This is a genomic window from Mucilaginibacter sp. (genome assembly GCF_025359345.1).
Lineage (GTDB): Bacteria > Bacteroidota > Bacteroidia > Sphingobacteriales > Sphingobacteriaceae > Mucilaginibacter.
The window spans coordinates 38,167-62,608 of the sequence record NZ_JANYGQ010000014.1; the positions used below are offsets into that span (position 1 = coordinate 38,167).

At 45.7% G+C, this 24,442-nt stretch carries 13 protein-coding genes; 6 read left to right on the forward strand and 7 right to left on the reverse strand.

What is annotated here, in order from left to right:
- Nucleotides 1-78: 78 nt before the first annotated feature.
- The 3 genes from Q0R52_RS07720 to recJ all read right to left on the reverse strand — a co-directional run bounded on the left by Q0R52_RS07720 (nt 79) and on the right by recJ (nt 4,307).
- Complete coding sequence (locus Q0R52_RS07720; protein ID WP_295793669.1) at nt 79-1,599, reverse strand: GH3 auxin-responsive promoter family protein; 1,521 nt, start codon at nt 1,597-1,599, stop codon at nt 79-81.
- Nucleotides 1,600-1,708: 109 nt separating this feature from the next.
- Nucleotides 1,709-2,473 carry an LPS export ABC transporter ATP-binding protein gene (lptB, locus tag Q0R52_RS07725; RefSeq protein WP_295793671.1) on the reverse strand — a complete coding sequence of 255 codons (765 nt, stop codon included), beginning with the start codon at nt 2,471-2,473 and terminating at the stop codon, nt 1,709-1,711.
- 121 nt (nt 2,474-2,594) lie between these two features.
- The gene (gene recJ, locus Q0R52_RS07730) at nt 2,595-4,307 is read right to left on the reverse strand and encodes a single-stranded-DNA-specific exonuclease RecJ (RefSeq protein ID WP_295793672.1); all 1,713 of its coding nucleotides are present in this window, start codon (nt 4,305-4,307) and stop codon (nt 2,595-2,597) included.
- A 213-nt stretch (nt 4,308-4,520) separates the two neighbouring features.
- Here recJ and Q0R52_RS07735 point away from each other — a divergent pair, with 213 nt between their 5' ends.
- Nucleotides 4,521-5,291, forward strand: coding sequence for an MBL fold metallo-hydrolase (locus Q0R52_RS07735; RefSeq protein WP_295793675.1), 771 nt, complete (start codon nt 4,521-4,523; stop codon nt 5,289-5,291).
- Here the strand turns inward: Q0R52_RS07735 and Q0R52_RS07740 are convergent.
- Entirely contained in the window at nt 5,288-5,707 is a 420-nt protein-coding gene (locus tag Q0R52_RS07740; protein WP_252787802.1) for a response regulator, read from the reverse strand. The genes Q0R52_RS07735 and Q0R52_RS07740 overlap by 4 nt on opposite strands.
- A gap of 181 nt (nt 5,708-5,888) precedes the next feature.
- Between Q0R52_RS07740 and Q0R52_RS07745 the strand changes: the two genes are divergently transcribed.
- The 3 genes from Q0R52_RS07745 to Q0R52_RS07755 all read left to right on the forward strand — a co-directional run bounded on the left by Q0R52_RS07745 (nt 5,889) and on the right by Q0R52_RS07755 (nt 9,998).
- On the forward strand, nt 5,889-8,303 hold the full coding sequence (locus tag Q0R52_RS07745) for a zinc-dependent metalloprotease (protein ID WP_295793678.1): 2,415 nt from the start codon (nt 5,889-5,891) through the stop codon (nt 8,301-8,303).
- Nucleotides 8,304-8,441: 138 nt separating this feature from the next.
- Nucleotides 8,442-9,458 (forward strand): Gfo/Idh/MocA family oxidoreductase, encoded by a 1,017-nt coding sequence (locus Q0R52_RS07750; RefSeq protein ID WP_295793679.1) that lies wholly within the window; start codon nt 8,442-8,444, stop codon nt 9,456-9,458.
- Nucleotides 9,459-9,500: 42 nt separating this feature from the next.
- The gene (locus Q0R52_RS07755; protein ID WP_295793680.1) at nt 9,501-9,998 is read left to right on the forward strand and encodes a thioredoxin-like domain-containing protein; all 498 of its coding nucleotides are present in this window, start codon (nt 9,501-9,503) and stop codon (nt 9,996-9,998) included.
- Between the two features lie 176 nt (nt 9,999-10,174).
- Here Q0R52_RS07755 and Q0R52_RS07760 read toward each other — a convergent pair whose 3' ends face one another.
- Both Q0R52_RS07760 and Q0R52_RS07765 read right to left on the reverse strand, forming a co-directional pair.
- Nucleotides 10,175-13,795 (reverse strand): cadherin-like beta sandwich domain-containing protein, encoded by a 3,621-nt coding sequence (locus tag Q0R52_RS07760; protein ID WP_295793682.1) that lies wholly within the window; start codon nt 13,793-13,795, stop codon nt 10,175-10,177.
- 464 nt (nt 13,796-14,259) lie between these two features.
- The gene (locus tag Q0R52_RS07765; protein ID WP_295793684.1) at nt 14,260-17,826 is read right to left on the reverse strand and encodes a cadherin-like beta sandwich domain-containing protein; all 3,567 of its coding nucleotides are present in this window, start codon (nt 17,824-17,826) and stop codon (nt 14,260-14,262) included.
- A gap of 597 nt (nt 17,827-18,423) precedes the next feature.
- Between Q0R52_RS07765 and Q0R52_RS07770 the strand changes: the two genes are divergently transcribed.
- Together Q0R52_RS07770 and Q0R52_RS07775 are read left to right on the forward strand one after the other, a co-directional pair.
- Nucleotides 18,424-20,976 (forward strand): TonB-dependent receptor, encoded by a 2,553-nt coding sequence (locus Q0R52_RS07770; RefSeq protein ID WP_295793686.1) that lies wholly within the window; start codon nt 18,424-18,426, stop codon nt 20,974-20,976.
- 465 nt (nt 20,977-21,441) lie between these two features.
- A complete protein-coding gene (locus Q0R52_RS07775) occupies nt 21,442-22,278 on the forward strand; it encodes a carboxypeptidase-like regulatory domain-containing protein (RefSeq protein ID WP_295793688.1) in 837 nt (278 codons plus the stop codon).
- A 98-nt stretch (nt 22,279-22,376) separates the two neighbouring features.
- Here Q0R52_RS07775 and Q0R52_RS07780 read toward each other — a convergent pair whose 3' ends face one another.
- Nucleotides 22,377-24,344 carry a hypothetical protein gene (locus Q0R52_RS07780; RefSeq protein WP_295793689.1) on the reverse strand — a complete coding sequence of 656 codons (1,968 nt, stop codon included), beginning with the start codon at nt 24,342-24,344 and terminating at the stop codon, nt 22,377-22,379.
- Between the last annotated feature and the right edge of the window lie 98 nt (nt 24,345-24,442).

Below are 24,442 nucleotides of genomic sequence, written 5' to 3' on the forward strand. Positions count from 1 at the left end.
TATGCTTACAAGTGTAGCCAAATATGGCTAAACAATTGACAAGTATACCACAACCACTACAAGCTCTCCAACCAAAGTCTACCCCACCAACTCCATTACCTTCAAAATCTCGTCGATATATTCCCGGTTGTTGGCCAGTCGTGGCACTTTGTGCTGGCCACCGAGTTTGCCTTTTTCCTTCATCCAGTTAAAAAACGTGCCCTCGGGGGCTTTGCGCACTATGGGGCGGCGCAGGGCCATATCTTTAAAGCGCTTGGCGTCGTAGTCGGAATTGATGCGGCGCAGGGTTTCATCTAAAATATCAACAAAGCGTTCAAACTCGGCAGGCTTTTTTTCAAACTCTATTACCCACTCATGGGCGCCGCACTCATCGCCGTTAAAGTAAACCGGAGCTGCAGTATAATCGCGGATGATAGCGCCGGTTTGCTGACAGGCTTCTTCTAAAGCGCGCTCGGCATTGTCAATTATCAGTTCTTCGCCGAAAGCGTTTATAAAATGCTTGGTGCGCCCGGTAACCTGGATACGAAAAGGCGATAGTGAAGTAAATTTCACAGTATCCCCTATTAAATAGCGCCATAAACCCGCATTGGTGCTGATGATAAGCGCGTAATTTTTATCAAGCACCACTTCATCTAACGTAAGCGTCTGCGGGTTTTCGTCGTGCAGGTGCTCCAGTGGTAAAAACTCGTAAAATATACCATAGTCAAGCATCAGGAGCATTTCGCCGGGTTCGCGGGTATCCTGTATGCCAAAAAAACCTTCGGATGCATTATAGTTTTCCAGGTAGTACATGTCATCGTTCGGGATCAGCTTTTTAAACTGCTCGCGATAAGGTGTAAAATTTACCGCCCCATGAAAGTACATTTCGAGGTTGGGCCACACCTCCAGCAGATTTTTTTTGCCGGTTATTTCCAGTATCCGTTTAAACAATAAAATGTTCCATGTGGGTACGCCGCTCAGGCTGGTTACATTAACATCGATGGTAGCTTGGGCTATCTTTTCAATCTTTTCTTCAAAATCCTCCAGCAGGGCAATATCCATGTGGGGCGTGCGGTGCAGCTCTGCCCAGAGGGGGAGATTTTTCATCAGCACTGCACTAAGATCGCCAAATGATGTATCGGCGCCCAACTGACTCACCTGGTAGCTGCCGCCAAGGGTTAATATTTTGCCGGTAAACATCCGGGCGTTGGGCGTATTGTTGAAGTATATGGTTAGTAGATCTTTGCCGCCTTTAAAGTGGCACTCCTCCAGTGCCTCTTCGCTTACCGGGATAAATTTGCTGCGGTCGCTGGTGGTGCCCGATGATTTAGCAAACCATCGTATCTCCGACGGCCAAAGCACGTTTTGCTCTCCGCGCAGCATACGCTCGATGTAGGGTTTTAAGGTATCGTAAGTTTGTATGGGTACGCGCTCTTTAAACTGCTCTAAATGGGTAATGGATTTGTAGCCATATTTTCGGCCCCATTCGGTATTTTCTGCTGCGTTTATCAGTTGCTCAAACCACTCCTCCTGTACTTCATTGGGATATTTCATAAAAAGCTCTATCTGGTGGATACGCTTTTTCATGAACCAGGTAAATACGGAGTTAAAAATGGTCATGTTGGGGAGTTAGTGAATTACTGATTTAGTGAGTTAGTGATTTTAAAAAGTTATTTACTTAAAGGTAGTTAAAATCAATAGTCCTCCCCTAATCTCTGGTCTCTAATCTTTAATCAACTTTAACCACAGGTTTATCAAAATTGAAAACTTTTCTCTTCAATACAAAATTTGAGCCCAGGTAAACTTTGCGCACCATCTCATTATTGGCCAGTACCTCAGGCACGCCCGATTCTAACAGCTTGCCTTCGAACAACAGGTAGGCGCGGTCGGTAATTGACAGGGTTTCCTGCACGTTGTGGTCGGTAATCAGGATGCCGATGTTGCGGGTTTTTAGCTTGGCTACCATGGTTTGTATTTCTTCCACGGCAATAGGGTCAACACCGGCAAAGGGCTCATCCAGCAAAATAAAGTTAGGCTCAGCAGCCAGGGCGCGCGCAATTTCAGTACGGCGACGCTCACCACCCGACAATAAATCGCCCCGGTTGCGGCGCACTTTGTGCAGGCTGAATTCGTCAATCAGTTCTTCCAGCTTGTCCTTTTGCCTGTCTTTAGGCATAGTGCCCATTTCCAAAACGGCTTTAATATTATCCTCGACAGAAAGCTTACGAAATACCGATGCTTCCTGCGCTAAATAGCCAATGCCTTTTTGGGCTCTACGATACATCGGATCTTGGGTAATATCCACATCATCTAAAAACACCTGGCCCTCGTTAGGCTTTATCAAGCCCACAATCATATAAAACGAAGTAGTTTTCCCGGCTCCATTCGGCCCCAGCAAACCCACAATTTCGCCTTGTGCTACGTTAAAGCTCACATCGTTTACAACGGTACGCTGTTTATATTTTTTTAATAGATTTTCTGCTCTAAGTATCATTAACCGTTGATTTGTTTGATTACGTTGATTTCGCTGATTATTCTCTGAACCTTAATTTTCTTGATTTGAGGATTTTCGTGATTCTTACTATGGTCTATCGTCCATGGTCTTTTCCCATTAACTATGAACTCCCCTCGTTAAACCTTATCCCCTTCACATTTAATTGTATCGTCCGTCGTTCTTTCCAAACGTTTTCTTCGATGGTGTAGCACATGTCGAACGGTGCGCCTGCAACCAGTTTGGGCAGGTATTCGCCGTGACCGAAGGCTATACAATCGAACATGGCCGATCCGGCTTGCATCACCGTCATCTTCACATGGTTTTGGCCAACTATATTAGCCACGCCACAAACATACACGTTTTTACTGATGAACACGGGCGCCATATTCTCTGGACCGAACGGCGCAAACTGGTTCAGCACCCTAAAAAATTTCGCATCCACCTGGCTTAAACGTAATTCTGCATCAATTTGTATCTGTTGTATTAATTGTTCGGGTTTTATGGTTGCACTCACTACCTGTTCAAACCTATCGATAAAAGCCGGCAAGTTCTCGGGATGCATAGTTAGCCCGGCAGCATAGCGGTGACCGCCAAACTGTATGAGCAAATCGCTGCATTCGCAAAGGGCCTCGTACAGATCAAACCCCAGCACCGACCGTGCCGAACCTGCCACATGCCCGTTAGAGCGGGTTAACACGATTGTGGGCCGGTAATATTTTTCGGTAAGGCGCGATGCCACGATGCCGATAACGCCTTTGTTCCATTGTTCGTTAAACACCACGGTAGAGTTCCGGTTGATCAGCTCCTCGTTGCCGTCTATCATTCCCAGGGCTTCCTCGGTTATCTGCAGGTCGTGCCCCTTTCGTTCGGTGTTGTGGATGTTTATCAGTTCGCTTTTTTCGGTTGCGCCCGCGTGTTCTGTATTTATTAGCAGTTCCACCGCGTGTTTGGCATGATCAATCCGCCCGGCAGCGTTTATTCGCGGACCGAGCAGGAACACCACATCAGATATGGTATAATAGGTTCCCCGCCCGGCAACTTCCATCAGGGTTTTAACGCCCATGCAGGGGTTGCTGTTTATTTTACTTAGTCCAAGATGTGCCAGCACCCGATTTTCGCCGGTTATATGTACAATATCGCAGGCAATGCTGATGGCCACCAAATCAAGGTAGCATTCCACCTCACTAAACGGGATATCGTTCTTTTCGGCATAGGCTTGTATCAGCTTAAAACCTATACCTGCGCCTGATAATTCTTTAAATGGATATCCGCAATCGGCGCGCTTTGGGTCGAGCACCGCGACGGCGGCGGGCAGTTCGTCGCCGGGCAAGTGGTGGTCGCAGATGATAAAGTCGACGTTAAGCGTATTGGCATAAGCAATTTTATCAACAGATTTAATGCCGCAGTCAAGAGCCACAATCAGCGTAAAACCATTTTCGGCGGCGTAGTCAATTCCTTTGGTCGATATACCGTAGCCTTCCAGGTAACGGTCGGGCACATAATATTCCAGGTTGCTGTAAAATTTACTAAAAAAACTGTAAACTAATGATACAGCAGTGGTGCCATCCACGTCATAATCGCCATAAATTAAAACCTTCTCGCCGGCGGCCATTGCTGCCTCAATTCGCAAAACAGCTTTCTCCATATCCGCCATCAGGAAGGGGTCGTGCAGGTGGCGGTAATCGGGCCTGAAGAAAAGACGGGCTTCTTCGTAACTTTTAATTCCCCTGAGTACCAGCAAGGTACTTAAAACGGTATCAATTTTTAATGTGGCAGCCAGTTCATTCACCAGCTGTTCATCAGCATTATCCCTTATAGCCCACCGTTTATTCATTATCTTTGTACCTGTAAATGGCGATAAAGATAAACGAAATTATATTTTCTTTATCGCGTAAACCCAATTTGTCGTTGCGACGAACAGCCTGTCCCGACTTTGTTTCGGGAAAGCAATCTCGTCGCCATGCAGGGCCGCCCTGTATAGTTTGCGATTGCCGCGCTCGTTCCTCGCTCGCAATGACAAAATGGACTATTTAATTTTATTAATCCGATGAATATATTCACCCTTGCCGAAGGCTCCTACTCTGTTGATGCTACCAAAAAGTTTATCCCGTTTAACCCCGAAACGGATAGCCCGAAGGACAGGCCGGCCTCGCTGTTTATACATGTCAACCCGTTTTTGGTGCAAACCGATACTGACTTAATATTGCTGGACACCGGGCTGGGTTATAAAGATACCCGGGACGAATTATTTTTACACCAGCACATCCGCAATGCGGGTTTCGACCCGGAAGAAGTTACGCTGGTTATTATGTCGCACCTGCATTACGATCATTCGGGCGGACTGGTGGTTGAGCGTGGCGGCAAACTGGTGCCAAGCTTTCCGCAGGCGCAGCATGTTATCGCAAAACAGGAATGGGAAAAGGGACTTAGCGGCGGCTCATCATCCTATCACAAAGAAATTTTTGAAGCATTACAGGGTAATATCAACCTAACCCTTGTTGAAGGCAGCGGCGAATTTAAGCCGGGTATACGTTATGAGCATTCGGGCGGACATTCACCTTACCACATGGTAATTTGGATTGAGGACCGTGAAGGCAAATGTTTTTTTGGCGGCGATGAATTACCTGAACCAGAGCAACTTATCCGGAAATTTATTGCGAAGTATGATTTTGACGGGCGAAAAGCTATGCAACTAAGGGAACAATATGGTAAAATAGCGGCAACAGAGGGCTGGACCTGTTTATTTTACCATGCAAAATCGACGTGTGTAGGAACGGTTGTTTATAACGATGAGCATTTCCAGGTAATACCTGGTTAAGCGGGATCTTCCACTTTAAAAAGTTCAACTATTTTTTCAACGTTTAGAGGTTTTGAGATAAAGTCTTTTACCAGCGGGTATGAGCGCGCTTTGTTGATATCGTTACTGAATACTGATGACGAAATGATATAAATTTTGCATTTGCCCAATGGGTCGATGTTAAGGCGTTTAAATTCATCCAAAAACTCCCATCCGTTCATTATGGGCATATTTATATCGAGCAGGATGTAGTCCGGTAGTTTTTCAGGATCGACCTTTTGTATATCCATTAACTGATCTATAGCATATTTACCGTTGAGGCAGGCCATGATCTCGGTATTCATTAGCGCTTTCTTTATCAGTTTAATGGAGATAAAGTTGTTAATTTCATCATCATCAACAAGTAAAATACTAACGGATCTGCTATTAAATTCCATATAACTAAATTATGATATGCTTTATACGCAACAAAAATTTAAAAGGTTATACACCTTGCACGAATAAATTAAACAGAGCGATTAAAACGGTAGAAGTAACGTTGAATTGCCCGGGCCGTCAGTTAATTGGGTAATATTGATTAAAATTAATACTTTAGACTGAACATTCCAATAGCTTAATATGAAAAAAATTTGCCTGTTAATTTTACTTTCAGTTAACATACTGATGGTCGCCAACGCCCAAAAAACTGCCGACATGGCAACGCTAACGAAGAACCTTACCAAGTATACCGGTTATTTTAATTTTTATTGGGATGAAAGCACCGGCCGGGTATTATTGGTGGTTGACAAGCTTAATACCGAGTTTTTATACGTAAACTCCTTACCAGCAGGCATCGGGTCGAACGACCTGGGGCTCGACCGCGGGCAGATCGGTGACAGCCGCATTGTAAAGTTTATAAAAAGCGGCCCCAAAATACTGTTGGTACAACCCAACTATGCCTACCGCGCAGTCAGCAATAATGCCGATGAAAAGAAATCGGTAGAGGAAGCATTTGCGCAATCAGTTTTATGGGGATTTAAGGCCGAAGCACAGGAAGGCAGTGAAATTTTAATTGACTTTACACCATTTTTGCTGCGCGATGCCCATCATATTGCCGACAGGCTGGGCAGCCAGGGAAACTATAGCCTGGATGAATCGCGCTCGGCAGTGTATATGCCTAACTCAAAAGCATTTCCGGATAATTCGGAATTTGAGGCTACCATAACGCTTGCGGGGCGCGGAAGAGGCAGCGAAATCAGCTCCGTAACACCCGACCCTAATGCTGTTACCGTGCGCATGCACCACTCGTTTATAAAACTGCCTGATGATAATTATAAAGTCCGCAAGTTCGACCCTCGTTCTGGATTTTATGATGTGGACTACATGGACTACGCCACCCCTATCGACCAGCCTATTGTAAAACGTATGCTTAGCCGTCATCGACTGCAAAAAAAGGATCCGTCGGCAGCTATGAGCGAGGCGGTAAAACCGATTGTTTATTATGTTGACCGCGGCGCGCCGGAACCTGTGCGCACCGCGCTGATGGAGGGCGCTGCCTGGTGGAACCAGGCCTTTGAGGCGGCAGGATATAAAAATGCCTTCCAGGTAAAACTGCTGCCCGAGGACGCCGATCCGATGGATATACGCTACAATATTATCCAATGGATACACCGCTCGACGAGGGGATGGTCGTATGGGTCGTCGATCAACGACCCGCGTACGGGTGAAATTATTAAAGGCCAGGTATCACTAGGTTCGCTGCGCGACAGGCAGGATTTTTTGATTGCAGAGGGCTTACTGCAACCTTATGAAGACGCCAAACCAACGAGCGATAAGATGCTGAAGATGGCCATTGCCCGCCTGCACCAGCTTGCCGCGCACGAAGTTGGGCATACACTGGGCCTGCAGCATAACTTTGCCGCCAGCACCAACAACCGCGCATCGGTAATGGATTACCCGCCACCTGCGTTTACTCTAGCTGCGGATGGCACCGTAGATCTATCGAACGCCTACACCACCGAAATTGGCACATGGGACAAACGCGCCATATTATACGGCTACCAGGACTTTCCGGCGGGAACAAACGAGGATGAGGCCTTAAAGGGAATATTAACAGAAACACTTAAGCAAGGCCAGGTATTTATCACTGACGAAGATGCAAGGCCCGCAAGCGGCGCCCATCCCCTCGCCCACCTTTGGGACAACGGCAAAAATGCCGCCGACGAGCTTAACCGGCTGATGGATATCCGCAGAAAACTGTTGGATAACTTTTCGGAAAAAGCCATCAGACAGGATGCGCCAATGGCAATGATAGAAGAACCGTTGGTGCCAATTTACCTGTTGCACCGCTACCAGGTTGAGGCAGCATCAAAAATGCTGGGCGGTTTGTATTACACCTATGCTATTAAAAACGATGGGCAGCCTGTTACCCGGTTTATCCCCCCTGCCGAGCAATGGAAGGCGTTTAATGCGCTGATGTTAACCATTAGTCCCAACGCGCTGGCATTGCCCGAAAAACTGATAGCAAAAATACCGCCGCGGCCCGATGGCTACCCAAGAACAAGGGAGCTGTTTAAATCGCGGACCGGGCTGACGTTCGACCCGATTGGCGCTGCCGAAGGAGCCGCTGCCACCACGCTTGAGTTTATGCTGAATCCTGAGCGCTGTGCGCGCCTGGTTGAATATAACTCGCGCGATAACACCCAGCCGGGATTAATTGCTGTGCTGGATAAGCTGATTGCCCAAACCTGGAAGGTCCCGCAGCCAACCGGCTACAAAGGTGAACTGCAACGCCTGGTGAATAATTTAACCGTGAAGCAACTACTAACTTTAGCCGCTGATGGCAGTGCACCCGAGAGTGTACGCGGCATTGCGCTGCTTGAGATAAGCGGGCTGAAAACATGGATGCAGGCGGCAGTTAAGACTTCGGTAACTAATCAAAAGGCTAATTTGTTGTTTGGCTTATCGCAGATTGCTGCATTTGAAAAAGAACCGGGACAGTTTAAGCCCGCTGCGCCAGTGGGAATGCCGGACGGTTCGCCAATAGGCCAGTAATAAAAAACGGATTTAAATAAACAATTGTCATTGCGGGGTACGAAGCAATCGCGAACTTTGCAAAACGGTCATGCATAGTTTTGCGATTGCCTCTGCTGGCCAGCGGATCGCAATGACATGATTTTTACATCATAACCTATGTCAAAACCAATAGTAACCGGCCTGATGGCCTACGGAATGTCGGGGCGTATATTTCATGCGCCGTTTATAACTACTAACCCGGGCTTTAAGTTTAAGGCCGTTGTGGAGCGGCACGAAAAGAAAGCTGCCGCCCGTTACCCGGATGTGCTAAGCTATGGCTCGATAGATGAACTGTTAGCTGACGATGAAATTGAACTGGTTATTGTAAACACGCCCAACAATACCCATTTTGATTTTACCATGCGGGCCTTAAACGCAGGTAAACATGTACTGCTCGAAAAACCGGCAGCAGCGACAAGTGCCGAGGTAAAGCAAATGTTCGACCTGGCGCGGAGCAAAAACCTGCACCTGATGCTGTACCAAAACCGCCGGTACGACAGCGGCTTTATGCTTACCCGCGATGTGATTGAAAGCGGCCGCCTGGGCCAGCTGATAGAGGTGCATATGCGTTTCGACCGCTATAAAGCAGCGTTAGGGGTAAAAGCATTTAAGGAGAAAAAAGAAAACCCGGCAAACGGTTTGGTTTACGACCTTGGGCCACATTTGATTGATAACATTATCGCTCTTTTTGGCAGGCCGCTTAACTTTCATAAAACTACCGGAATTTACCGCGAAGGTTCAGAGGTGAACGACTATTTTAATTACCACCTCATCTATCCAAACCAGCTGAATGTTTATTTGACATCGTGCCTGTTAATTGCCGAACACCTGCCCGGCTTTGTGGTACACGGTACCCTCGGCAGCTTTGTAAAAGACCGCAACGATGTACAGGAAGCCCAGCTTGACGGCGGGATGCTGCCAACCGACGCCGGCTATGGCATTGAGCCGGAAGGCTGCGATGGCAAACTTGTGACCATGGATATTGATAACAAAAAAATTACAGAATGGTTAACCGCGCCAAAAGGCGATTACCCGGGTTTATTTGAAGCGGTTTATCATACAATCCGCAATAATGCGTTATTCCCTGTAACTGAAGAGCATGTTGCCTGGCAATTAGAATTGCTTGAAGCTTAAAAATATCGTATATATGTCCCCTAAAAAATGCAATTGAACACAATGAAAAAACTATTCTTTTTTTTATGCTTTATAGCAGCGGTTGGCTGCACCAATGCGCAAACACAAACGCCGTTTACCCCGCCGGCTTATATCCCTCCGTATAGTATTTTAACTACCGACAGTGTAACCATTACCCCGGCCAACCTGAAAAAGAATAAGGCTACCATGATCATCTATTTCGCGCCTGATTGCAGCCATTGTCAGCACCTGATGTTTGAGTTAAAGCCACACATGAAGGAGCTTAAAAATGTGCAGGTAGAAATGATAACATTTGTACAGCAGATAAAAGCTATCCAGACTTTTTATCGCGATTTCGATCTAAAAAAATGGCCCAACTGGACCGTTGGCACCGAAGGTTATACCTATAAAGTGCAGCAGTTTTACCATGTAGCAACTACCCCGTACATTGCCATTTATGATAAAAATGGTAAGCCTGTAAAGTATATTGACAAAGACCCTAAGGTTGCGGATATATTAGCGGCAACCAAAAAGTTGTAAAAGGGACAACTGGGTTTTAACATTGCTTGTGAATTTACTCACCTTGCCATTGCTGTGCCCAGCCATCCTACCTATTGCAACGGCACGTGTGCGCCGACTGTAGGTTAAAAATAAACCCGGTATACTCAACAGTGTACCGGGTTTAGTGTTAAAAATTTAGATGCGGATCATAATTGTTAATACTTCAGAACAATGAAACCCGTCTTATGCTTCGTCTCATTCCCGTCCTTGTATTCCAACGAATAAAAATAAGTACCGGCCTGCTGTAGTTTGCCGTTAATGTTTGACTGCCCGTCGAATGCTTTGTTGATATTGTCGTACCCTTTTACCTGGTAAACCAGTTCGCCGCTGCGGTTCATTATTTGTAATGTATTGTTGGGATAAGCTGCTATACCATCTATCTTCAGCGCATCGCCCTTGCCATCGCCATTGGGCGAAACGTTTTGATGTACCACAATTGCGCTGCCTGTAATCGGCGACTCCTGCTGTTGATACTGCATAACAACAGCAACCGGAGGTGCAGGTTGCCTGGTTATGGTTAAAACATAGATTGAAGTTGATGAACCGTCGATGGCTGTTACCACCGTGGTAATGGTATTTGCACCCACATTCAGCGCTATCGGGTTTGAATTTGCACCTGAAGCTACCGTGGCGCCATTAACTTTCACAGTCGCTCCGGCACTTTCAGTTGTCGGGGTTACTTTTACGGTGTTATAGTTGTTGCCCACCGTTGCCGTATAGTCTTTATAGTCGGGGCCGGCTACCGGTGTTTGCACTAAAGCTGGAGAATATTTAAGGGAAGCCAACCGGCTCGACGGCAGCCGGGTCACTATCAGGCTGTACGTTTTTGACGTAAGGCCATCGGCTGCCGTTACCGTTGTAGCAATGGTGTTGGGGCCAACATTTAAAGGTATTTGGGCTGTTGACGCGCCTGAAGATACCGTCGTGCCGTTAACCGCGATAGCAGCAGCCGGGTCATCAGCAGCGGGGTTTACAATAATATAATTGTACGAATTAGCTACTGTTGCTACATAATCCTGGTATTCAGGGCCAGTTACTATTGTTTTTGTAATCGACGGGCTGTAGTTAAGCTGTGTTAGGAATGCCGACGACTGGCGCCTTAGGGTTAATTTATAAGTTCTTGCCGCTCCATTCTGTGCGGTCACCACTGTGGTTATGATGTTAAGACCCACATTCAGCGCTATCGGGGCCGATGTGGCGCCAGAGGCTACTGTTATCCCATTTATTTTAACGGCAGCTGTTGGGTCCTGCGTCGCAGGGGTTACCGTAATGGATGTAAATGTATTGGCCACTGTTGCTGTATAGTCTGAGTAATCAGGGCCGCTCACTTTGGTTTGCGTTATGCCGGGAAGGTACTTGAGTGTGGTTAACACGTTATTGGCAGAAAGGGACCGGTTAACTGTTAAGGTGTAAGTTTTTGTAGTAATACCATCGTGGGCGGTTACCTGTATCGCTATGGTATTGCTGCCTGCGTTCAACGGCAAAGCTGCTGATTGGGTGCCGCTTGCTACAAATACCGGGGCGCCACCGTTTACACGTACCTCCAAATCGCTGATGTTGGGGTCTGTGGCAGTTGGAGTTACCGCTATGGTGGTGATAGCGTTTGGCACACTTACGGTATAGCCTGTAGTTGTATTGGTATTAAATGCCGGGCTAACCTTACCTGCAGAAGTTGCAAGGCTGGCCAGTGAAGCGTCCGGGAACACTGAAAACGTTGTTGACGGGCCTGTAGCATCGGCGATATTACCTGCAACGTCGTTTGCCGTGCCCGGAGCTATCGATATGCCCAGGGTACCTAAACCGGTAATGCCCGATACTGTTACAACGTAGCTGGTGCCCGAACCGCTTAAACTCAATATACCAGTGGCTGTACCGCTGGTGTTCAGCTTAATGTCGCCGGGGGAAAGGGTGCTGGCGTGAAAGTATGCGTCGGCATAAGTAACATTATACGTGACCGTGCCAGCTGTACCGGTACCAATTGAAGCTTGTGAAGGTGTGCTAATATTTATTGAAGGCCTGGTCTTGTCGAAACCAAGGAAGTGTCCGACACCACTGGAAGTATATTGCTGGCTGGTATATCCTACAAAATCAGTGCCCTGAAATGTGAAAGGCACATTGCCTTCAGTATCGTCCGGGGTCATCGTATAGTTTGCAACCCAGGTTACGCCACCGTCACTGCTGGTCGGTGTTATAGAATGTCCCGCTATGGTAACGGCGCTGGATTGAACAGCCTCACTATAGGCAAATTGCAATGTCAGCTGGTCACCCACTTTTGACCAGTTAACCTCAGCATTGTTCGACTGCCAGATACGACTGCCGAACTTAAACTGCGGCGCTGTAAAGTCAACAGTATAATATTGCCCCGTCAAACCAGAGTCAAAAGCATTGCCCGCAGCATCAAAGATGGCAAAGTCGTGGGGGTCGTCGCGGGGATCAGTCGGGTCGTCAGGGTTAGGGTCGTTAGGCACCACGTCAAGCTCCACGGTGCCATCGCCATAGTTGAATCTATACACATGAACAGTAACATAGTAGGTAGTTCCCGAACCATCAAATCCGGACACCAGGCCGAAAACAGGGCCTGTCGTGTAAGGTGTAAAGTCGCTGGGATCAACGCCCGTTACGGGTTCGCTGAAGGTCACTATATAGTGAAGGTCTAATGCCTTGGTTGGGTTAGGGTCTACCCTTTTTATTGAAATTATTGTTGGTGCAATATGGTCGATGATATCAACAACGCCGCCGGTAAACCCCGGAGCAGTATTACCTGCCGCGTCAATTATGCCCACACCTGAGCCATTCAGATTAACCTTGATGGTGCCGTCGTTACCTGTTAGATCTATAGCAACGTAAAAGGTTGTAGAATTTACCGGAATTATTCCCATGTCGCTCCTTTTAACGTCTCCTGTTGTAATCACCGTAAAATCGCTGGTGTCAGCGCCTGTTATCGGTTCGCTGAAGGTGAACTGGTAATAAATCCCTGTTTGTACACCGTAGAGGTCACTGCCGGTAAAAACGGCAGTGGAAACAACTGTAGGCGCAGTGTTATCAACCGTAAATGCTGGTGACAGGCCAGTGGCAGCAGCCGTGTTACCGGCAAGATCGCTGGCGGTGCCTGCAGCAATTGATATACGCAAAATACCATCGCCGGTGATACCCGATATAGTTACCGTACGTATCAGGCCAGAGCCCGTAACAGTCACGATGCCATTAGCCGACCCTGTGGCTTTTAAGGTAATATTGCCAGCAGCCAATGTGCTGCTGTTAAAGTTGGCGTCGGCATAAGTTACCCTATAGGTTATCGGGCCGCCCCTGGTAAGACTCAAAGAGGGGTGACTGATGGAAATTGACGGCGCCGTTTTATCAATGGTATAAGTTTGCCCGTTAAATGGCAGTGAATTGCTTATAGTTACTGATAAACCTGTGTCGTTAGCCAGGTTTAGCTGAATAGTGCCATCCCCTGTGCCGGTGCTTACAGGCACTGTCCATGTGATATTGTCGCCGGTTACAGGCGTGCCGATAATCGCGTTGTTTATGCCGGTAGCTGTTAAGCTAAAATTGCTTGCCGTTACCCCCGTTACAGCTACTCCAAATACAACAGTAAAGTTTACTGATGCTGCATTGGTTGGGCTTGTAGTTGCCCGGCTAATTGAATTAATGGTGGCGTTGACTATGGCGCCTTCAAAATACCCGTAAACCCGGGCGCGGGATTGAAGTGGTAGTGCTGCAAACAAAATAATTGCGAAAACTGCAGCACACATTGTGGTAAAGCATCTTCTCATAAGGTTTAGTTTTAAAATTGGGAATATATTGGAGCCTTGAACGTTTTTATACGCTTTAAATGCGCATAATATTTTATGATTTTATCGAATCAAAATACAATCCCGGCAAAATATTAGCCAAAAACCTAAATTTTTGTCTATTTTAAACAATAGCTGTTAAAATCACTGAAAGTATAAACCAACTGAAAACCAGGGGATAGTAGGTATAATATAGCTTGGTTAGAAAACTGTAGGCTAATGTATTAAAAAAAAATGTTATTGCAAGTTGCTTTTGTAATAGATCACCAGTTAGTTATTGTTTTTTTGGAAATATATTAAAATAGACAAAGACTTCTATAGCTAAAACCTGTTCAGAAATATCAGAAAACAGCAAAAAGCCTCACAAAGCTTATAAACTTCATAAGGCTTTAATATAGAGGCAGGTTTGCAGGTTCTCTCCCTCTTGCCGCAGGGATCAATTAACCCTAATACTTCAACACAATAAATCCGGTTTTATGCTTCGTCTCATTCCCGTCCTTGTATTCTAAGGAGTAAAAATAAGTACCCGCCTGTTGTAATTTGCCATTGATGTTTGACTGCCCGTCGAATGCTTTGTTGACATTGTCGTAGCCTTTTACCTGGTAAACCAGTTCGCCGTTGCGGTTCATTATTTGTAATGTATTATTGGGATAAGCCGCTATGCCATCTATCTTCAGCGCGTCGCCCTTGCCATCGCCATTAGGCGAAACGTTTTGGTGCACCACAATTGCACTGTTTGCAATCGGCGGCTCCTGCTGTTGATATTGCATTACAACAGCAACCGGAGGTGCAGGTTGCCTGGTTATGGTTAAAACATAGGTTGAAGATGATGAACCATCGCTGGCGGTTACCACGGTGGTAATAGTATTTGCACCCACGTTCAGCGCTATCGGGTCCGAATCCGCACCTGGGGCTACTGTGGCGCCATTAACTTTCACTGTTGCTCCGGCGCCTTCAGTTGTCGGGGTTACTTTAACAATGGTGAAGCTGTTCGATACCGTTGCTGTATAGTCTTTATAGTCGGGACCGGTTACCGGTGTCTGCACCAAAGCAGGGTAATATTTAAGGCTGGTTAACAGGCTTGATGGAAGACGGGTCACTACCAGTCTATACGTTTTTGATGTAAGACCGTCGGCTGCGGTGACTATTGTGGTTATAGTGTTGGGGCCAACGTTTAATGGTATTTGGGTTGATGAGGTGCCCGATACTACCGTTGTGCCGTTAACCGATATTGAAGCAGCGGCGTCCTGCGCTGTTGGCCTTACTATAATGTAGCTGTACGAATTTGCCACCGTTGCTGTATAATCCTGGTAATCGGGCCCGGCCACCAGTGTTTGTACCATTGGCGGGCTGTAATTTAACCTGGTTAGCAGTGCCGACGACTGTCGCCTTATGGTTATGCTATACGTTTTAGTTGCCCCGCTTTGCGCGGTAACTATGGTGTTAATGGTATTGAGGCCAACGTTCAGCGTTATTGGGTTTGATGCCGAGCCAGATGCTACGATTGTGCCGTTTACGGTAACCGTGGCAGTTGCATCCTGTGTAGTTGGGGTTACAGTAATAGTGGTTACCTTATTGGCCACCGTTGCGGTATAATCCCTATAATCAGGGCCGGCTACCTGTGTTTTTGCCAAGGTAGGGCTGTAAGTGAGCGTGGTTAGAAGAGCGTCTTTCGATAAAACCGTTACAGTAAACGGAGAAACCGCCGATATGCACCCGGTAGCTGTATTTTGAATGGTTAAATTAAAATCGTAAGTGCCTGCTTTAAGGCCCGAAGGTAAATTAACCGATATGTTGGGCACAAGCGTAAAACCATTTACCGTGCTGAAGCCTGTCATTACCCGTGTGCCGGTTGTTATGAAGTAAATATAATTACCTGCGGATACTCCACTGTAAGGCAGCGCAAAAGTAGTAGCCGTTGTGGTTACAGGCGTTACTGCGCCCGCGGTTATGGTAGGCAAATCGTTAACCGTGCCGCTAACAGCTTCAGCCTGGTCTGTTACACCTGTTGATTTTACGGTAATATCTCCGGCTGGTGTTCCTGTTGCTGATCCGGCAATGCGAACAAAAACGTCCTGCTGGCTCACCACGCCCGCGGTTTCAGTAAATGTTAACTGGCTGGCGAACCCGTTGCCTGTTGTTTTGCTTATTTCGTAGCCCGATGGCGCATCAATCACAATATCGGCTGTTAAATTAGTGCCTGATACCTTGAAACTCTGTTCAGTCGAGGGACTCCCCGCGCAACTGTTGAATGCGTTTAGCGTGCCGGTTAATGTTACCGTTGCAGGTAGCGGCGGCGCATTTACTGTTACCGAAAATGGTATATCGGCCGATGAGTTGCCGGCAGCCTGGTTGCGCACGCTAAAAATAAAATCGTAAGTGCCGGCTACGGTTGCAGGTATGGGTATAGTTACCGGGTTTGGCGAATTGAGCGAAAAATTACTTATTGGGCTAAAGCCGGGCATTTGGTTAGTAGCCGCTACCACCACCGAGTACAAATTGGGCGCGCCACTTACATCACTGTAGCTAACAGTGAACGAGGTTGATGTTTCCTCGACATTTGGCACCGGCGATAGTATTACATGCGGAAGCGTGGTATTGATGGTTACAGCCAGCCCCCCTGATGCCCCACTTGTATTGCCGGCAGCATCTGTGGCTTTTGCAGTTATGGTGTGGTTGCCTTGACTCAAAGCCGAGCTTGTTATTGACCAGTTGCCGCCTGTGGCTGTAGCGCTTCCTAACGAGGTTGTACCGTCGGTATCGTAAAGCGTTACAGTTGATTCCGGCTCTGCTGTGCCGGTAAATGTTGGGGTGGTAACATTGGTAATGTTGTCGCCCGGCGTGCCGCTGTCGCTCGCCGCCGCCATTACCGGCGTTGAAGTAACAGCGGGAGGCGTGTTATCAAATTCGATGTCGTCGCCTGCTGAAAGATCGTTATAAACAACGCTGGCATTGCCCGCTAAATCTGAGTATTGGGCGGTGAAATGTATCCTGCCTTCTGCATCGCCCGAGGTCATGGTGTAACTTGCGGTCCAGGTTGTGCCGGATACGAAGCTGGGGGTAACTGCATGACCGCCGATAACTACCGATGGTGTTTGTACCGCCTCGCTTGTACCGAAATCGAGCGTAACAACATCGCCTGTCACAGCAACGTCGGTATTACCCGGGTGGTTTGAATGATAGTATAGCGAAGTTGCCGTTGGTGCAGTTTTATCAATGGTGTAAACTTCGCCAACAAACGGCAGGCTGTTGCTTACTCCCGACGAGCCTGTTGCATCTGTAAAGTTAAGACCGATGGTGCCACCACCTGTTCCTGTGCTTACGGCCACCGTCCAGGTATTTCCTGAACCTGATACACTGGTAATGCTTGCATCACCTATGCTGCCGGCAGCCAGCGCGAAATTACTTGCTGAAAGCCCCGCAATGCCGGCGGCAAAAGTAACCGTATAGTTTACGCCCGATGCGTTGGTTGGCGATGTATTTGCCCTGGCTATCGAGCTGATGCTTGTGGGAACAGTCAGGTCATATGTCCAATCCTCTATAAAGAAAGAGATGTTTGTTCCGGTAATCCTAACCTCATCTACGTTGTTAAAACCAGATTGACCGGAAAAATCGAAACTAATTTCATTGCCTTTTATTGCGATGGGTATTCCACCGGTTACCGCCGACCCGCCACGAAACCCGGTAACGATGGCATTTACGTCGCCGGATAAGCCGCCATCCCGGTCCAGGCCTAAACTAATCAGCTGAAAGGCGTTTCCACTCGCGGCTTTTATCGAAAAAAACGACCCTGGATTACCGGAACTCAGCGAGAGTGCGTTCGGGCCGGGGAGTTGTTCCAGATCGCCATCAGTGTCATATATAAACGGACCGTAAGTGTGCGGCTTACTGACAACCTGATCGGTACTCCAGTAGCTGTCGAATGTTTCGGTTACATTTTGCGCTTTTAGCGTCGAAAAGGCGCCGGCGGCAAAAATGAAAATAAGGGTGAGTTTTGTAAAAAGGTTTTTCATGCAGAATTTTTTTGATGTGAAAAAAATTGTCGGTATAAATATTGTCTGCCATCTAAAATCAGGCATCTTGTTTTTATAAACTATAAAATACGCCTGATATCGGGGTGTATTTTTTATTCGCGCTTACCACTATATTCTTTTTGCACAGGCCATTGCTATTCGGGGTAAATAGCACCCGTAATACACTCATTAAAAGGCGAATAAATTTATTCAATTTTTTTAATAATTACAATAACACGATAATATTTCCGGCATGGCTGAATGCCAGCCACCATGCCCTTGCGTTAGTGATAGCAGTGGATACCGGCCGCTTCGAGTGCCTCAGCGCAGGCCGCGCCTAAGGCCTGCAGGCGTATGAAAGGATAGCACGGCCCGGCTTATATCAGCCGGGAACGCCATGATAATCAGTTGGCAGTTGGTAGCCGGGCGTTCAGAACCCTTGCATCGCCAATCTTACTTCATTTTCAAATCATCAAATCAACACATCTTCAAATCATCCCCCCCTGTCACCAAAAATTTACCAAAATCTCCGTCATCCCAACAACAAAGTTACATGGGTTGCTGGGTGGTAAAAAGTAAAAATCACACTTTTGCGGCATGAACCCCAATTTGATAAAGACAGTCTTTTTTTCGCTTTTTATATTTTCATTTATAGCTGTTAAAGCGCAGCAAACCGGCGGCACCGTTAGCGGTAAACTGGTTGATGCCACTAATAGCCAGCCATTGGAGCTTGCTACTGTATCATTGGTGAGCAAGGTGGATAACCATACTGTTAAAAGCATGCAAACCGACCTGCAGGGCAATTTCAGCCTTACGGGCATCAACGACGGCCAATACCTGCTACGGGCCACGTATGTAAGCTACCTGAGCTATTTAAACAGCAACATTAATATATCAGCTGCCAATCGCCAGGTTGATCTTGGTAACATAAAGCTAAGCCCGGCTAAAGGTGTGCTGAAAGAGGTGACCATTACCGCCCAAAAAAGCCAGATACAGCTGGGTATCGACAAAAAATCGTTCAATGTGGAACAAAGCATTGTGAGCCAGGGCGGCTCGGCTACGGATCTGCTGGCGAATGTGCCATCGGTACAGGTGGATGTGGATGGCAATTTGAGCCTGCGCGGGTCGACCAGTGTGAAGGTGCTGATCAATGGGAAGTCGTCGGCGCTGACGGGCGGGAATATTGCGGATATTTTGCAGTCGATACCGGCGAGTGCGATAGAGACCATTGAGGTGATTACCAACCCGTCGTCGAAATACGATGCGGAGGGGCAGTCGGGGATCATCAATATTGTGCTGAAAAAGAATGCGCAGAAGGGCTTTACCGGGTCGGTTTCGGCAACGGTGGGTACGCAAAACACTGTAAATACTAACGCCGCCATTGCTTACCAAAACAGCAAGGTGAACATATATGCCAACTACAGCTTCCGCAAGGGCACGCGCATTGGCGATGGCTTCTCCAACAAGCTGACCAACGTGGGGGATACCCTGCTGCAAAGCCAGAATCAAATTCAAAACCAATCGTTTACGTTTACGGGGCATAACATCCGCAGCGGCATTGATATCAACCTTGATGATAAAACCACGTTGGGCTTTTCGGATAACATCAACATCCGCGACCGCGACCGCACGCAAACCGGCGGTACGCTGATCAGCCAGAACAATAGCCTGTTGCAGCGCATCAACCAAAATAATTTTTCGCACGGAACTGGTACCGATATTGATTTTAACATCGACTTTAACCACAAATACAAAAAGAAGGGCGAAGAGCTTACCGCCAACGTAAACTACAGCACCGATAAGAACAACAATTTTGATAACCTGCTGACCGAGTACAACGATTATACTTTGCCGCAGCCCTACAGCAAATCGCAGCAAAACAATACTACGGTTGGTCGCGGCCATAACTGGAACTTCCAGACCGATTTTACGCTGCCCCTCACCAACGGCAAGCTGGAAGCCGGCCTGCGCAGCCAAATAAATAACAGCGACAATAACTACATTGTCGATACCCTTAACAACACCAGCGGCAGCTTTGATTACAACCCGTTTTTGAGCAACCGCTTTATTTATAAAGAAAACATAAACGCCGCCTACACCAATTACCAGCACCAGTTTGGCAATTTCGGTCTGCAGGTGGGTTTGCGGTTGGAGGATTCGCATATCCGCACCTCGCTTACCGACAGCGTGACCGAGCAGCACAAGCAGGACTACCTGCGCCTGTATCCCAGCGTGTTTTTAAGCCAGAAGCTGAGCGAAAACCAAACCCTGCAACTGAGTTACACCCGCCGCGTACAACGCCCACGCGACCGCCAGCTATCGCCGTTTGTTGACCAGAGCGACCGCCTGAACTACCAGCAAGGTAACCCGGACCTGCGGCCGGAAGACACCCACGCGTTTGAACTGAGCTATATTAACTACTTTACCGGCGTTACGCTAACCTCGTCGCTTTACTACAGGCTTACCAACGGGGTTATACAGCGCATTACCACGCCGCTGAGCCCGACAAATATCGATACCTCGCTCACTACGTTCCAGAACATAAAGAGCGCCTCGAACGCCGGTTACGAGCTGATTGCCAAGGTGAGCCCAAGCCCGATACTGGACCTTACCGCCAACGTGAACGTTTACTACCGCCATATTGACGGCGACGCGGCCTTTAACTTAGCCACCACCAGCGGCTACGCCTGGAACGCCAACCTTACCGGCAACCTGAAACCCTTTAAAAAACTGGGCATACAACTGCGCGGCGACTACCAGGCCCCGCAGGTAATACCCCAGGGCAAAATGCGCGCCATGTACGGGCTGGACGGCGGCGTTAAATACGATATTACCAAAACCCTTAGCCTGGGCGGCAACGTGCGCGACATATTTAACAGCCGCAAATTCCGCTCGGATATAAATTACAATACGCCTTACTTTACCAGCAGCACCGTGAGCGAACGCCGCTTTGGCACCCGCACCGGCATGGTGACCCTAAGCTGGCGCTTTGGCAACAACGGCATACCGCAAAAACGTAAAGACAAAAAGGACAACAACCAACAACAGGACCAGGATAATACGCCGGATGAAAACGGCGGCGGTGGTGCTGCGCCGGGTGCCGGTGGTGGCGCTGCGCCTGCGGGTGGGGTTGTGAAGGGGAAAGGTTGATTTTTTAGGAATTTTAGATATTTTGGAGGAAAGACTCGCCGGTGATGGCGGGTCTTTTTTTGTGCGTTGAAACGTTCCTGTGCACAGTGAAACACAAGGAACAGGGTGGAACAGTAAGTAGTGAATAATTTTTGGCGAAAAGTGTGTTCCCGGGTTGTTATGGCTGTTTTTTGCTTGAAAACCATTGCGAAAAATGCGAAAAGTGCTGACAAAATGGTGTCAGCGTTTATATCGTTTTTTATGTTATGGTGATTAACAGGGAGGTTACTCGTTACTTTGTTACCTGGCAGCGGGCTACTAGCCTGGAGCCTATGCAGCAGGGAAAAAGGAAAAACGCTTGGGGTAGCGGTGAGGCGGCAGTGAGGGAAAAATCGACTTGCTCCGTTTACAAGGTGTTTAGTAAAAAACGTTTAAAAATTTTGAAATATATAAGTTGTTTTTTAGATTTATAAAAACCTTATTCACATGGATTCACAAGACATTATTTTCAACTGTGTAGGTATCGGCCTTATTGCTACTGGAATCATTTTTATCCTAATCCGTGCTGGTCGAAATAGCTCTACTACGATAGATATACACGGAAAAAAAATCGTAACCAAAGAGATTGGATTTTTGCTTATTGTATCAGGCCTTATTTTTCTTTATTTCGGATTGCACCAACATAAAGGAAAGTTTATATTAAGTGGAACGGTAACTGATAAAGCTGGTAAGGGGATTGAAAACACAATGGTTAGATTCGTTTCAGATGACGAACAGGACTCTACAAAGTCAATTGTAACAACTTCAGATGGCGATGGAAAATTTACGCTTTACACAAGCAAAGAAGACATTTCCGGTAGATTATTTTTTTCTTATAAATCTTTTCGAAAATCTAAAATCGCTTCATTCTCTCAAAGTATAAACAACAACGGTGATATTTCCTTAGATACGCTTACTATCCGTCACGAGAAAAAAAAATCGTTAAAAATTCTTTCTAATGTTTCCGAACCTATTGCTAAAGATATAGAAAAAGAGCTTAGGCAAAAGCTCAAAAATGATTCTGTTGGAACATTAGTGATAAGGTTTTTTTATCAAAAAGACAATCTGGTTGACCATCACGACGGCAATGAAGAATATCTTTCCAGAGGTCAGGTATTTGGAAAATTCAACAACGAAACATTTCTGGTATCAAATCAGCAATTAGATCAAGTGTCGTTAATGGACAAAAACAGTGTTGAAATAAATCTCCAAAATCAGGTCGAGTTGATCGTTAGCAAAAACATTAAAAATATATGCGACAAGATAATTAAACAACTAAAGTGAAAATATTACATTCAATCATTTCCCGTTTTTTTTTACCAATTTATCTATAGCACAACATAATACCACCACTATTTAACAATAAACTGGTTCTTGAGACCTTAATTGATTTTTTGTTTTTTCCTTAAATTAACTATACATTTCAATCCTGCTTCAATGCAATTTGACGTAAAATCATCCGTTTTTGGATAAAAAGAAAAAGAGAAGGCTACTGAGACTGGCTCATAGTGATACGAGGTACTGGACGGTGCTTGTAGTGAAAATCCTAAACCCACCCTGGAATGATAGCCATAATATACCACCTGCTTATTTTGAGTAAAACTAAACGATTCTCTATGAAGATAAGATATCGTGAAAAGCCCCTTTGCTTTGTTCTTATAATTTAACAGAAATAACTTCCCTGTTATTTTATAGTAATATGGGTAGCTTGAATGTGAGTTGGTGTAAACGGTATCAGACGTGGTCGGGTTTAATCCCCCAAAGAGCCCTTCTATCGACAGAACAGGTATAATGTTATAATCAAAACCGGCTCCAATTGAAATTAAGTATTTGTTGTGCCCATAAATTTTACCCAGTATTAAAGATAACGACTCGTCAAAAACAAAATTCAGTCTTGAAACCTTATGAAATTGAATTTGAAAATCTTCACTATTTTGATTGTTACGATTAATGGCCGTTATTTTAAAAGATTTTGTAGTTGGTATTTTAATATTTTGAGTTGATCGGGTATTTGAATAAAGAGTATATGAGTGGATAAAGTATGGGGGGATCAATTTTTTTTCAGGCCGAAATGGTTTGGTACTGTCGATTTTAAACTTAAATAAGTTACGTTCGTCAGTAAGTTGCCACGGAGTTTCTGTGGCCTGTAAAGTGGGGATAATTCTTTCTTTGTAGTTACTTATTGAATCCTCATCAATTTTACTGAATTTAATTGTTGAAAATGCAAGCGGTTCTTTTTCCGGCGTATTAGTAATAACCCTAACCTCCGGAATTAACGTTGAGAAATTCGGACTTAATTCTACATTCTTTGAGCGCGTATTGGTTTTCGCCGTTATATTTATTAGTCCCATAAAATCATTTAATTTAAAAAATCGATGGTATGAATATAAATGATAAATATTATTTTCATAATCGGTATTCGCGTTATCATAAGGATATTGAATGGAGATAATAGGTTTGTCTCTAACTATTAAGGTAAACATTCTTAAATTGTTGTTCACTCCATCACTTACTGTTAATAGTACATTCATTTCGTAACTCCCATCCCAATCAAGGTCCAAATTTTTTCCAGATTTATTATATTCAAATAATGACCCAGTTTGAGAAAGCCTCCATTTATAGGTTAATTGATCAGGCGAAGAATCATTATCTTGAGCATCTGCGGTTAAAGTATTATGGCCGCGTCCAGCAAAAATTGTGTCCTTTATTACTTGTCCCTGGAATAATAACAAAGGAATGGGAGGTTCATTGGCCTCAGTAATAATTTGCCTCAAGACATTCTTGATTTTATCCTTGTAGTTAGTGGATAAAGGGTCAACAAATACCGATATAGTTCTGTAATTTTGCTGTTCTAAGTAGGGGATTTGATTACGGGTGGCTTTACCCACTTTAAATAAGACGAATTGATATTCTATTAAATTATTAAGAATATTTATATTAATTTTCAGGAACCAATCTTTATCTCTTAGGTTTTTCACAACCAATTTATTTTCTTCGATAGAATTTTTATTAGACTTAAATAATACATTGTTTTTATTAAAAATATTAATCGCAGCAGTTAGTGTTCCATTAGCCTGCTGTGCAGAAAGAAAAAGATTTAGACTTTGGACTTCGCTAAATAAGTTCCCCTTGTTCGGGTCAGTTTTATCTTTCAACTTCTTTAACTCCGTTTCGATTAATGGGACTAAGAACTGATTTTTTTCTCCAGAATTATTTTCTACATAATATAAGAGTTTTGAGCCCTGATAAATGGTAAAAGAACTGGTGTCCTTCTTCAAAGTGCCAGTATTAAAAGCAAGACAGACTAAAACCTGCAACATGGCGGTGCTAAATAATAACAGCTTTTTCATTTTACATAAGGGTTAGGGCTATCGTATATAAGATTGAATGGGTTTAGGCAATAATGGACAGTTCTCCTAGGGTAAATCGGCTGCATCTTAGCGAAGCT